Source organism: Arcobacter defluvii (assembly GCF_013201725.1).
Classification (GTDB): domain Bacteria; phylum Campylobacterota; class Campylobacteria; order Campylobacterales; family Arcobacteraceae; genus Aliarcobacter; species Aliarcobacter defluvii.
The window spans coordinates 1,136,402-1,149,425 of record NZ_CP053835.1; the positions used below are offsets into that span (position 1 = coordinate 1,136,402).

12 protein-coding genes are annotated in these 13,024 nt (G+C 23.7%); 6 read left to right on the top strand and 6 right to left on the bottom strand.

The window, feature by feature from the left end; genetic code table 11:
* Window positions 1–39: 39 nt before the first annotated feature.
* Both ADFLV_RS05725 and ADFLV_RS05730 read left to right on the top strand, forming a co-directional pair.
* Window positions 40–696 (top strand): FadR/GntR family transcriptional regulator, encoded by a 657-nt coding sequence (locus ADFLV_RS05725; protein ID WP_014473890.1) that lies wholly within the window; start codon window positions 40–42, stop codon window positions 694–696.
* 12 nt (window positions 697–708) lie between these two features.
* On the top strand, window positions 709–1,893 hold the full coding sequence (locus ADFLV_RS05730; RefSeq protein ID WP_129011102.1) for a CynX/NimT family MFS transporter: 1,185 nt from the start codon (window positions 709–711) through the stop codon (window positions 1,891–1,893).
* A 9-nt stretch (window positions 1,894–1,902) separates the two neighbouring features.
* On the opposite strand, the gene ADFLV_RS05735 is transcribed toward ADFLV_RS05730, so the two are convergent.
* Genes ADFLV_RS05735 through ADFLV_RS05745 form a run of 3 tightly spaced genes read right to left on the bottom strand, consistent with a single transcriptional unit; the run spans window position 1,903 to window position 7,210 of the window.
* Entirely contained in the window at window positions 1,903–4,794 is a 2,892-nt protein-coding gene (locus ADFLV_RS05735) for a translocation/assembly module TamB domain-containing protein (protein ID WP_129011101.1), read from the bottom strand.
* Window positions 4,791–6,482 (bottom strand): autotransporter assembly complex protein TamA, encoded by a 1,692-nt coding sequence (locus ADFLV_RS05740; protein ID WP_129011100.1) that lies wholly within the window; start codon window positions 6,480–6,482, stop codon window positions 4,791–4,793. Before ADFLV_RS05740 ends, ADFLV_RS05735 begins: the two co-directional genes overlap by 4 nt.
* A gap of 29 nt (window positions 6,483–6,511) precedes the next feature.
* The gene (locus ADFLV_RS05745; protein ID WP_129011099.1) at window positions 6,512–7,210 is read right to left on the bottom strand and encodes an SDR family NAD(P)-dependent oxidoreductase; all 699 of its coding nucleotides are present in this window, start codon (window positions 7,208–7,210) and stop codon (window positions 6,512–6,514) included.
* 111 nt (window positions 7,211–7,321) lie between these two features.
* Here ADFLV_RS05745 and ADFLV_RS05750 point away from each other — a divergent pair, with 111 nt between their 5' ends.
* Complete coding sequence (locus tag ADFLV_RS05750; RefSeq protein WP_129011098.1) at window positions 7,322–8,023, top strand: glutamine amidotransferase; 702 nt, start codon at window positions 7,322–7,324, stop codon at window positions 8,021–8,023.
* Here ADFLV_RS05750 and ADFLV_RS05755 read toward each other — a convergent pair.
* Entirely contained in the window at window positions 8,018–8,839 is an 822-nt protein-coding gene (locus ADFLV_RS05755) for a hypothetical protein (RefSeq protein WP_129011097.1), read from the bottom strand. The two genes, ADFLV_RS05750 and ADFLV_RS05755, sit on opposite strands and share 6 nt — an antisense overlap.
* A gap of 32 nt (window positions 8,840–8,871) precedes the next feature.
* Between ADFLV_RS05755 and ADFLV_RS05760 the strand changes: the two genes are divergently transcribed.
* On the top strand, window positions 8,872–9,024 hold the full coding sequence (locus tag ADFLV_RS05760; protein WP_164968501.1) for a hypothetical protein: 153 nt from the start codon (window positions 8,872–8,874) through the stop codon (window positions 9,022–9,024).
* A gap of 7 nt (window positions 9,025–9,031) precedes the next feature.
* Here the strand turns inward: ADFLV_RS05760 and ADFLV_RS05765 are convergent, their stop codons facing one another.
* Window positions 9,032–9,898 (bottom strand): ORF6N domain-containing protein, encoded by an 867-nt coding sequence (locus ADFLV_RS05765; RefSeq protein ID WP_129011096.1) that lies wholly within the window; start codon window positions 9,896–9,898, stop codon window positions 9,032–9,034.
* 138 nt (window positions 9,899–10,036) lie between these two features.
* Window positions 10,037–10,939: a DUF6236 family protein gene (locus tag ADFLV_RS05770; protein ID WP_129011095.1), complete on the bottom strand. Its 903-nt coding sequence runs from the start codon at window positions 10,937–10,939 to the stop codon at window positions 10,037–10,039.
* A gap of 346 nt (window positions 10,940–11,285) precedes the next feature.
* Between ADFLV_RS05770 and ADFLV_RS05775 the strand changes: the two genes are divergently transcribed.
* Window positions 11,286–11,765: an HD domain-containing protein gene (locus ADFLV_RS05775; protein WP_014473900.1), complete on the top strand. Its 480-nt coding sequence runs from the start codon at window positions 11,286–11,288 to the stop codon at window positions 11,763–11,765.
* Window positions 11,766–11,822: 57 nt separating this feature from the next.
* The gene (locus ADFLV_RS05780; RefSeq protein WP_129011094.1) at window positions 11,823–12,953 is read left to right on the top strand and encodes a hypothetical protein; all 1,131 of its coding nucleotides are present in this window, start codon (window positions 11,823–11,825) and stop codon (window positions 12,951–12,953) included.
* Window positions 12,954–13,024: the final 71 nt, after the last annotated feature.

The following is a 13,024-nucleotide window of genomic DNA, read 5'->3' on the forward strand; positions in this document are numbered from 1 at the left end:
AATGATTGGATGAATTTTGAAAAATATTAGGAATTATAAATGCAAATTACAAAACCAGTTAAACAATCTTTACCAAAACAAATAACACTTGAAATAGAAAAAGCTATTAAAAATGGTATTTTTAAAGTAGGTGAAAAAATTCCTTCTGAACCTGATTTAGTAAAAGAGTTTTCTGTTAGTAGAAATACAATTCGTGAAGCTATTCAATCTTTGATTCAAGCAGGAGTTTTAGAATCAAGACAAGGTGATGGAACTTATGTCCTAACAAATGATAGATTTGAAGCAAATATTTTTACTCGTTTGAGTAACTCTAAAATTCAAGAAGTTCATGAAGTTCGTGTTTCTTTAGAAAAAGAAATAGTAAAACTAGCTGCACAAAGAAGAACAAAAGATGATTTAATCGAAATAAAAAAAGCATTAGATGAAATAAATGCAACAAATGGTTCTTTTGAAGAAAATAGTGAAGTAGATTTAAAATTTCACTTAGCAATTGCAAAAGCTTCTCATAATTCAATTTTTTATGATTTATATAAATCTATTTCTGAATATATTTGTTTTTCTGTAGCTAAAAGATTGGAATTAACACTTATTGAAGAAAAACTGATTTCTCAATTACATATAGAACTTTATGAAGCGATTTATTCTCAAAATATTGAAAAAGCACAAGAAACTATAGACAAAATTTTAGAAATTTAATAAAGGTAAAATATGAAATTAAATTCTCATTTATTTCTAGTTTTTCTAGGAATTGTTTTTGTCTCTTTTAATCTACGAGCTCCAATAACTTCTGTTGGTCCAGTTATAGATTTGATACAATTAAAATATGATTTAAATAGCAGTATGGCTGGATTTATAACAACTCTTCCTTTATTGGCTTTTGCAATAATTTCTCCTTTTGTTGCAAAATTAAATCATAAGTTTGGACATGGTCTAACTATGTTTTTTGGACTTTTATTGATTATTTTAGGAGAATTAATTCGTTCTTATACAGATATTTATGGATTATTTATTGGAACAGCTTTTATTGGAATTGGTATTGCTATTGGAAATGTATTAATCCCAAGTGTAATAAAACATAAATTCAAAAAGAATGTAGGAAATGTTTTAAGTATTTATATTACTTCAATGTGTATTTTTGCAGCTTTAGGTTCAGGATTAAGTATCCCAATGACAGAAATCTGGGGTTGGAATACTTCTTTAGCAATTTGGACAATTTTAACTGTATTTACTTTATTGATATGGTTGCCACAACTTAAAAAAAGTGGAGAATATAATAATAGTGATGATTTAAAAATAGAAGAAAAAATGAAAAGTAAATCTATTTGGAAATCGCCACTTGCTTGGTGGGTTACTTTATATATGGGAACACAATCATTGTTATTTTATACTTTAATTGCTTGGATTCCTTCAATTCTTTTATATAAAGATTTTGATGCTCATTTTGCAGGAATGATGCTTTTATTATTTCAATTGATAAGTTTGCCAGCTACTCTTTTAGTTCCTGCAATTGCAGATAAAATTAGACATCAAAAGTTAATTGCAACAATTATTACATTGATATATCTTGTTGGAATGGTGATATTTTTATTTGCAATATCTAAATCAAGTGTAATTATTTCAATGATATTTTTAGGACTTGGAATGGGAGGAACTATTAGTTTAGCTATTGGATTCATTTCATTACGAACTCCCCATGCAAAAAAAGCAGCAGAACTTTCAGGAATGTCACAATCAGCAGGTTATTTACTTGCAGCAGTTGGACCTATTTTGATAGGTTTTATTTATGATTTATCAAAATCATGGACGATACCAATTCTTATGTTGATTTTATTGATAATATTATTAATTTTCTTTGGTTTAAAAGCAGGAAGAGATGAAGTTACTCACCATTGATTTGAAAAATTAATATCTTTTTCTATAAATCAAATCTAGGCTTTGAGTATCTTCTTCAAAGCCTAGTTCTATATTCCAAAGTTTTGTAAGTTCTCTCATCAAAATAAGCTCACCACCAGTTGATTTGTTTTTTAAAACTATTTTACTTCTTTGAGATATATTTTTACCTACATAAGTTTCTATATATTGAGTTGTTGGGTCATATTGAAAATACAACATATCAATTCCTAACTCTTTTGCGTAATCTTTTGATAATTCATTTAGTAAAAATAATGAAGCTTGAGATTGTTTACTTTGTGTATTTGTTTGTGCGTTACTAGAAAAAGTTGTACCAAAAATCAAATAAGATAAAATATCTTTTTGACTCATAACTGGCGTTGAAGTAAGATTTATTCTAGGTTCATTTAAACTTCCACTTATTATGATTGAAATATCTATATCATTTACACTATAAGTTGCGTGAATATCTAAAAGTGGATCAATTGGCTCTAATCCTCTAAAATAGATATTTGAATCTTTTATAGTATAAGATTTTCCAAGTTCTGTAAATGTTCCTGAAGTATCTTGAAGTGAACCAAAAATCTTAAGATCTTGATAAAAATCTTTTTTCAAAAATAAAATACTTGAAGCTTTTAAATCGATATTTTTAACTTTATAAGTTAAATTATCTGCAAAAATTGATAATTGCAAAGCAATATCTTCAAAAAAAGTATCCTTTTCTTTCTTGTTTTTATTTTTATAAACGATGATTATATCTTTATCTTTACTGATACTCACAGAGGGTGTTTCATAATTTATATAAAGTTTATTTGCTCTTACTTCTCCTGTAATTAAAACTTTATTTAGAGGATTAATTTGAACTAAAAGATTTGATGATAAGGAACCTTTTCCATAGTTATCATATGAAATAGCTAAATCTTTTGTATCTATTTTGATATTAAAATCTTCATTTTCTTTTGATGTTGAAATTAAAATATTATCAAAATCAAAATTTCCACTTAATGATTCAATATTTAAAATTGCTTGATTTTTTAATGAGAAATTTTTTTCAAAATTTATATCATAAATTTTTGAGATATAAAAATTTAGGGTATTAAAACTAATAAAATTATCTTTAAAAGTTCCTTTTATATCTATTTTTTGGATTGCTTCTTTTTCAAAAGATATTTTAGAAGAATCTAGCTCAAAAGATATTTCAGAATTATCAATTTGAGCTTTTATATCTACTAAACCTTTTAAGTCTAATTTTGGCATTTCTAAGATGGTATTTAATTCTTTTTCAAAATCTTTTAACTCTTTTATTTGGGCTTTTATAGTTGTTTTTTCGTCTTTTATAGAAAAATCTGTTTCAAATGATTTTGAAGAAACTTTTCCTTTTATTTGCTCTTTATTTTTAAATAAATTTGTATTAATATCAAATGAATTATTTAAAACTAGATTTCCTTTTAGATTTAAATCATCTTCATATTCTGCACTTATTTTTCCTTTTAGATTTGAAATTTTTATCTTTTCATCAAGTTTATAAAAGTCATTTGGATTTATTTTTTTTATATTCAAATCAAAAAGATATTTTTTCAAATTTTTACTAGATATTGATAAATCTGCAAGTTTAGATTCAAGATTTATATCAAGTGAATTTTTTTTGTAAGTAGTATTTATATTTACATTACCAATAGAGTTTGGTTTTATATTTTGGTATGAAATCTCACTAATTACAGTTTTTGCTTTTATTAAAAAATCTTCTATTTTTGAACTATTTAGTTTTAATTCTATTTTTGATTTTTGTCTTAAAATATTTGATTTTAGATTTAAATCTGCAAAAATATCAATGTTATCATTATTAAATTTACTATTTCCTTCTAAATTCAAAGAGTCTATTTTGATATTTTCATCATTGATTTTTAAACTATTTGCTTCAAAATTATTTGTAAATTTTATCTCTTTTAAATTTCCTGATATTTGGCTTTTGATAAGCAAATCTTTTTGAAGATTTTTTAAAATATCTTTTTTTATTAAAGTATTTAAGTTTGAGTTGAAAACTAGACTATTTATATCATTGTTTTTTATACTTAGAGTTGCCTCTATATTTGAATTTATAAAATCATAATTTAAAATAGCATTTAGATTTGTAATATCAAGATTAAATGTTGAAAAGTCATAAGTTCCGGTTGTATTGATATTTTTTAAATCTATTGGTTTATTTGCTTTTAAAGTTAATTTTTCACTATTTATTTGAAAATTTATTTTCTCTAAATTTCCATTTGCTTCGAGATTAAAATTATTTGTTGTTAGATTTTCTATGATATTTTTATCTAAAAATTCTTTGATAAACTCTATATTTGATTTTAAAGTGTAGTTATTTTTATTTAGATTTATAAAAGCTGTTAAATTTGCTATATTTGATTTGGCACTAATCTCAAAATCTCCACTTAGATAACTATTTAAATCGCTTGTTATATTTTTTGATTTTAAAAATAGTTCTTCTATTTTATAATCTTCATAAGAGTAGTTATATATTGAAGCTTCAAGTTTTTTTATGATAAGTTTAAAAGGTAAATCAAAAGTAGTTTTTTCTTCTTGATTTTGTGTTGTCTCAAAAAGTTTGTTATCTAAAGTAATTCCATCTATTTTTAACTCTTTTATATATATTTCTTGAACTAATAAAGATAAAAGTTCTGGTTTTATATAAAAATCTTTTATTACTAGATTATTTTCATAGTTTAAATCTTTTATAGAAATACCACTATATAAAGTTCCTTTCAAACTTGTATATTTTAGAGGAACTTCTTTTGAAATATAATCAAATATCTTTTGAACAACAAAAGATGAGTTTATTAAATATAAAAAAGCTACTAAAAATAGTGCAATTATAGAAATAAATAAAAATTTTAAGATTTTCAAAATACTTGTCCTATTCCTATATGAAATACAAATCCACTATCTTCAAGTGGAAATCCAATATCAGCTCTTAATGGACCAATAGGAGTATAATATCTTAATCCAAATCCATAAGAATTATAAAAGTTATCATTGAATTTTTTAGCTTCTAAAGTTAACATCGTAGAATCAAAAAATGTAGCAATTCCTACATCTTTATAAACATTGTATTCAAACTCTAAACTGCTATCTATCATAGATAATCCTCCATAAGGATTATCATCACTATCAAGTAATCCTAACTTTTCGTAAGAATAACCTCTATTACTATAATCTCCTCCTGCAAAGAAGTGTTTAAATATCGGTAAATCTTTATCAAGTGTTCCGATTTTTGTTTTTATTGAGGTTGTTAATTTATCAAATGTTTTTATATATCTTAATTGAGTCAGAGTTTTTATATAATCCTCTTCACTTAAAATCATTTTTGTACCATTTTCAATATAAAAGGAGAGATAATAACCATTTTTAGGATTTAAAATATCATCCCTTTTATCCAAAATAACTTCATAAAAAAGAGAGTTTAAAAGATAATTCCCACTTTTGTATTCTTCCAAAAGAGAATTTATATTACTATGTTCTAGTAAAAATCCAACTGTATGTGATAAACCCAAAAAGTCTTTAGATAAAGAGATTTTTTCTTCTATTTTTTCTTGCTCGTAACTTGTATAATCCATATTTTCATAGTTTATGTCATTGTTAAAAGATAAACCATCAAAGTAAAAATATGGATTATTTATATTGTTATAAAATTCATAACCATCTTCATTTATTTTTGTACCAATTGTAAGCTTTTTTAGATTTCCCCAAAAATTATCATTTTTATATTGGGCTTTAAATCTAGCTTTTGTATCTGTATCATAACCTATACCATAAGTAGTTTCTCTATAATCACCAAGTAAAAGCTTGATATTTACAGGAATAGTATCATCTTGTGTATCTATATTTTGTTCTATTGAAATATATTTATATATTCCAAAATTATAAAGATTTTCGTAGGTTTCATCAACAAGTAAAGAGTTATATAACTCTCCTTCTTTAAACTCTATTTTTTCTTTTATATAATTTTCATCAACTTTTGCATTGTTTTCTAAGCTAACTTTTCCAAAATATTGAGGTGCATTTTTTGTAACTTTATAAATAATATCAACTTTATAATCTTCCATATCAACATAAGCTTTTGCATCAAGTGAAGCCTTTGCAAAACTTTTTTCATGAAGATATTTTTTAATAGCTTTTTTTGAGTTTGTAAAATTTGAAGCTTTGAAAAAATCACCAACTTTTAAATCAATAATATTTTTATATTCATTTTCTATTTCAATAGATGATATTTTTATTTGTTCATTCTTTTTTAGAGTAATTACTGCTTTGTCATCTTTGATTTCATAAGAAGTTTCAGCTTTATAAAAACCTAAACTTTGTGCATATTCATTTATTGATTCATTACAGATAATAATATCTTCTTTTGTAAAAGTTGGATTTTTTTGCCAAAATTTATAAAATGTAGGATATGAGATATTACAAACTTTTTCTAAATTACTTTTTGAAAAATCGCTTATTACTAAATCCACATCACCTTCAAAATCCAAAGTTTTTATCTCATTTGCCAATATAAATATAGGAAAAATAATAAGTATTAAAATTTTTATAAACATCGTATCATATTAACATATCTAAACTAAAATCAGTTAAGCTCAACTTCTCTTATATCCACGTAACTTCCTGTTGTAAAGAGATCTATTTTTGATATTAAATTATCTAGTTTTTCAGCTGTTTCTTGTGGAGTTTGAATTATGCCATTATTTAGTTTTTTTACTGATGGAAAAATTGTTTCATCAAGTTCAAATCTTATAAAATCAGTCATTGGTGTTTTTATAACTCCTGGAGCAACAGCTAAAATCTTTGTATTTTTCATCTCATTTGAGTATAAATTTACAAGTATATTAACTCCGGCTTTTGATAAAGAGTAAGCACCCCAACCAATATAGCCATTTTTTGAAGCACCAGAAGATATTATGATTATATTTTTAACTTCTAAAGTCATAAAAATATCTAAAAGTTCTTTGTTTGCATAAACATTTAAACTATAAACTTTATTTAATTTTTCGATAGTTAAATCTTTTAATAGTTTGATTTTTCCTAACATTCCGGCATTTAAATAAACAGTTTCAAACTTATGAACATCACTTAAAATTGTTGTTAAATTTTTTTTAATTTCTGAAATTTTTGATAAATCAAAAGAAAAATGAGTGAAATTTTTATCTTCAATATTTGGTCTGTTTCGACTTATCCCAAAAACTTTAAAGCCTTTTTGTAAATAGAAGTTTGTAAGTGCAAGTCCAAGTCCTGAACTACAACCAGTAATTAAAATATTTTTTTGCAAAACTCTGCCTTTTTTATTTTTTTTATTTTAGTAAAGCTTAGATTTTAGACAGTTTAGAAATCAAAAGAATTAAAAAAATAAATATAATTAATTTTTTAATTGAGGAAAAATATGAAAAATTTATATATTATAAAATGTGGTTCGACTTTTGATTCAATAAAAGATGATTTTAGAGATTTTGAAGATTGGATAATAGAAAAATTAGAAGATAAAAATAGAGATATTTTTGTACTTGATGTTCAAAAAGATGATTTTTTACCAAATTTAGGTAAAAATGATGCAGTTATAATAACAGGTTCTCATAGTATGGTGACAAATGAAGAGTCTTGGAGTTTGAAACTTGAAAGTTGGCTTCCAAAATTGATAGATGAAGAAGTTCCTCTTTTGGCTATTTGTTATGGTCATCAATTATTAGCAAAGAGTTTAGGTGGAGTTTCAGGATATCATGAAACTGGGATGGAAATAGGAACGGTTGAGATTAGTTTAGATGAAAATGCAAAAGAAGATGAACTTTTTTCTAAATTAGAAAATAACTTCAAAGCTCATACAATTCACTCTCAAACAGTGTTAGAACTTCCAAAAAATGCAGTTAGATTAGCTTCAAATAATCATGATAAAAATCATAGTTTTAGAGTTGGGAGTTGTGCTTGGGGAGTTCAGTTTCATCCTGAATTTGATGAAAATATTATGAATCTATACATAAGTGAAGTATCAAAAAACAAAGATTTAGATGTAAAAGAACTTATTTCAAAAAGTGAAAATACTAAAACTTCAACTTTAATACTAAAAGAGTTTGAAAGATTGTTTTTATAGGACAATCTTTCTTAATAACACATATAAAATATATAAAAAAATAATTGGCAATAAAATAGTTTGAAATACAAAAACAATAATCAAATCAATCATATAATTGCTTGAATTATCAACTGCATTTTTATAATCATCAACTTTCTTTTCATAAAAATTTATATCGAATTTTTCAGTGATTTTGTCAAAAAATGAACTCTCTTCTTGTTTTTGTTTTATAGTTTCTTGATTTATTTTACTTACATCATCAGTAACTTTTAAAATATTTTCATTTAAAGTTTCTATGTTGTATTGAGGTTTTACAAAATAGTTGTAAGAAATCTCATTTACATAGCCAATCATTGGAATAGAAAATCTTAAAAATAGAAGAATAAAAGTAATTCTAAAAAAGATACTTCTTATTTTTTCATCATTTGTAAATCTTTTGAATAACCAAATATTGAAGATGATAATAAAAGCGATTAATATGTAGTTAAATATCTCATTTGTTACAAAATTTAGTAAAATTTTTTGAATACCAAGTGATACTAAACTAGCTAACATTACAAAAGAAAATTGCTCAACCAAATCATTTATTGGGTCAAGTATTTGTCCAATTGCAACAGTGACAAAAGGTAAATCAAGCTCTGTTCCTTGAGCTAGAGAAATCACACCATTTAACGCTTTTGCACTTCCAAATACAATAATAGCTTGTTTAAATGAGTCATTTATTAGTTTTTTTGAACTATCATCAATAGTAAATGAAGTAGCAACTGCTAAAGCAATCAAAGTAAAAAATAGTAAAATAAGTTTGTTAATGTTGTTTAAAATAAATGTTTTCATAAAATGGATTATACAAAAATAAAGGATAAATTATGCAAACTATTATGATATTGATATATGTTGTTCTTTTTATCTTAGCTTTGATTCTGAGTTTTGCTAGTGTGAAGTATTTTATAACTATGTGGAAATTTAAAAATAGAAAAAATGATGGAAGTGAAGATGAAGATTTTAAGAGGTTTGATTGATTTTTTCTTAATTTAATCTCTTCAAAATCTCTAAACTTTTTATGTCAAACTTTGAAAATACAAACCATTTCTTACCTAAATCTTTAAGGCTTGCTCCTAAATGATAAACTTCATTTTTATCAATAATTAAAAATCTATCATGAGAACTTTTAAACTCTATAAGTTCTATATTTTGGTATTGAGTTTGATATTTTTTAAAATCTAGTTTTAGCTGTTTTGTAATATTTGATGTGTAAATTTGAACTTTAATATTTGGATATTTTGAAAATATTGTAAAAATAGTTTCATCTATATAATTATCAATCAAAATTACTTCATCAATTGCACTTTTTAGTAAATTATTTATAAAAACATAAGCATCAAAAATTTGTCCATCATAGAATATTCCTTGTTTTGGTTTTAGAGTTTTATCTTCTAAAGCTTTAAATAATTTATCAAAGTTTTCATCATGGATATTTAATCTTTGTTCTATTCTTTCAAATCGTTCAAACATAGAGATATTTTGTGATATTAGTTTTCTCATTTCAACAAATGTTCTTATAATTTTTATACTTATATTTATAGCTGTTTCACTTCTTAGAATTGAACTTAACATAGATACCCCTTGTTCTGTAAAAACATAAGGCAAACTTCCACCTAAATGTTGTTTAGATGGTATCGCATTTTGCGATACCATAAAATCTACTTCATTTTCACTAAGTTGAAACATAAAATCAACAGGAAATCTATCAATATTTCTTTTTACTTGTTCTCTAAGTCTAATTGATTTTACTCCATAAAGTTCTGCTAAATCTTTATCTAACATAACTTGATGGTTTCTTATATTGTAGATTTTGTTTTTTATGTTATTTTCATTTATTATAAGTTCTTGCATATTTTAGCCTTTTGAATTTATGAAAGAATTATATATATTTTTTTGATTAATAACTAAAAATATTACAATTTGTTATTTTTTCGTAATTTTGTTTCACTTAAGAGTTGAGAAAAGAAAAAAAGGTACCGGCACCTTTATTTACTTATTCTTTATTTTAACTATACCTTCTTTTGAAGCATTAGATATATAATTTAGTTTTTCATTTTTTAATGAATTTTGTTCTTTAACTTTTATATTAATTGCAGAACTTAAAGTACCTATTGCAGCTCCCAAAATTTTAATTAATTCAGTGTTATTATTAGATAATAGTCCTATTTTTTCACCAATAAATCCAATAAACTCTGCAATTCCATATCCTTCAAATGCTCCTTTGGATACATCTTTCATATTGAAATTTGTATTAAGAGAAAAATATCTAAATTCATTCCATTTTTCTTTTGAAACTTTTTGTAAATCTAAAATATTTTTATTTAAAGTATTAATAATTTTCTTTTTTGTTAAATCAGAATCAGGCGATTTAAGAATCTCTAAATATAATTCTTCTAAAGTATCATGAAGTATATTTAATTCATCTTTTCGATATTCTTTAAATTTCAAAATTTCTTCAAATGATATTTTTCCAACAGGAACAGGTAATAAATTATATAGTTCAATTATTAAATTGGTTCTAATTTCTACATTTTCATTATGCGTATAAATCTTATTTCCACCCATTTGATGTAAATTCCAAATAATTTCATTACTATTGCTATTTCTTTTTTCAAGTTCTTTATATTGTAAATCAAGTTGATATTTTGGATAGTCATTTGAATTAAGAGTACCTGTTATATTATAACGAGGTCTTTCAATTAGCTTCAAATTAATTAACTCTTCTTCTTGTTCTAAAGAAAAATGTATGAAATTATTTGTAGGTATTACCACCTGATCAAAATATAATGAGTAATATCTTATCTCATCAATATTAAGATTTCTTTCTTGTCTAAATCCACCACTTGGCAATTCTGTTAGAATTGAAGGAGTTGTAATTATTCCTCTTTTCATAAAAATTCCTTATATATAATATTATTGAAACTAGTATTTTCACATATAAATTTTCTTTGAAAAATGGTATTTCTAATTTGTGAAATATATTTATTATTAAATACACTCTACGATCTTAATCTCATCTTTTAGAAAACTATTTTGATATTTTTCCTTTTTTACTGTTTTTATATAAGCAGTTTTGATAAAAACTTTTGAAATCTTGCCCATCTAAAAGCCACCAAACTCTCATCTTGTTAATTACTGATTTTTGAAATATAAAGATGAAAATAAAACCTTTAGTGATTTTTTATTAATTTATTCTATCAAAATGAGATAAAAAGTAAGTTGATGATAAAATCCCTTTATGAAATTAAAAAGAGTATTAAAAAAAGAGTTTTATATAACACTATTTATCAAGCAAAACAAATGGCACAAATATGGAGTTTTACTACATACTTTAGCTGTTGCGATTCATACTTTTAAAGCTAAAAAATATAAGATGATACCAGCAGCATTTTTACATGATATTGGAAAACCTTATGTTGCATATCAAAATGAAAAAGATAAAAAAACAAAAGAGTATTCTTTTCATAATCACGAAGAGATAAGTTATCATATTATTAAAAACTGGAATCTTTCTGATTATACAAAAAATCTGGTACGTTATCATTATTTACTAAGAGGTATGCAAAAAGCAGAAGAGAGAAATCTTTTAGGCGTTTATAAAAGGATGAAAAGAAGTTTTGATAAACTTGATGATAATTTTATTGAAGATTTAAAACTTTTTATGAAGTTTGATGATATGGGCAAAGTAAGTTTTTTCAAAACTAAAGATAATATTTAAGCTATTTAAAATTTTTTTAGATATAATCAAAACCATTATAGAAATAGAAGAGAAAACTTGCAATTTACAATAACAGATAAAATAAAAAAATTAGAAATAGAAGATATAAAAGAGAATCTTTTTCATTATTCATACGATAACAAAAGTTTAAAGGCTTTAGTAAAAAACAATACCTCAAAAGAAGATATTTCATACATTTCAGCTTATAGTAGTTTCAAAGGTGAAATTTATGAAAATATCATATATGAATTACTACTTCAATATGTTTTAGAACAAGAAGAAATCACAAGATTTGTATTAAAAGGTCCATATCAAGATAAAGAGAATCTTTTTATAAAAAGTGGACTTTTAATAGATAGTAGTTCTCAAATAGTTTATAAATCAGCTTACAAAGATATTAGTGAATTTGATGCACTTTTTTTTACAAAAGATAGCCTTTATTTTGTGGAGATGAGTACATCTAAAAAAACAGCAAGTTTAAATAAAAGATTAGTAAAAAAATATGCACTTTTAAAGATGATTTTCCCAACTTTAAATATCAAAGCTTTGATAGTTGTAACAGAAGGTTCTGTTGGTCTTAAAAATTTTCCTTCTTATGCAACAATTTGGATAACAAAAGATTTAGATGATGAAGATTTGATAGAAAAGATAATTTTTGCAAAAAAAGTAAAAAATGATGTTCAAACCCTAAAAGCTCCTACAAATAAAAAATATATTGAAGCTTGTAAAATAAAATATAAAAAGTTTCAATATTTTCCAACTTTAGAATGGATTTTAAATACTTCAAGACAAAACCCAAAATTTAAAGTTGATTTAAAATTCTTTTCATCTGCAAAATTAGGACTTTTCTTTGATATTTATACAAAACTTTATATTGGATATATTACAACAGAAGAATTTTTAGAGCTTTATAAAGAATTTAATTTACAAGTAAAAACAAATAGAATCATAGTTACTATTGAAAAGGTAAATCAAAGTGAACTAGATATTGTTTATTATGTAAAAGAAGTAAATGGAAAATTAAAAAGAGTAAGACTTGAAGAAAATAATATTTCTATAAAAGATAAAGAACTTGATGGTTTTACAAATGCAGAAGTTAGATTTTTTATGAAGATTTTAGAAGAAAAACATCATCTGAATCCAAATGATATAAAACATATACAAAATAATATCTCTCTAATAAAATAAAAATATGGTATAATTTACCTTAAAAATTTAAAAAGGATTAACTTTATGAACTTAAACGACTCCTATCGTAG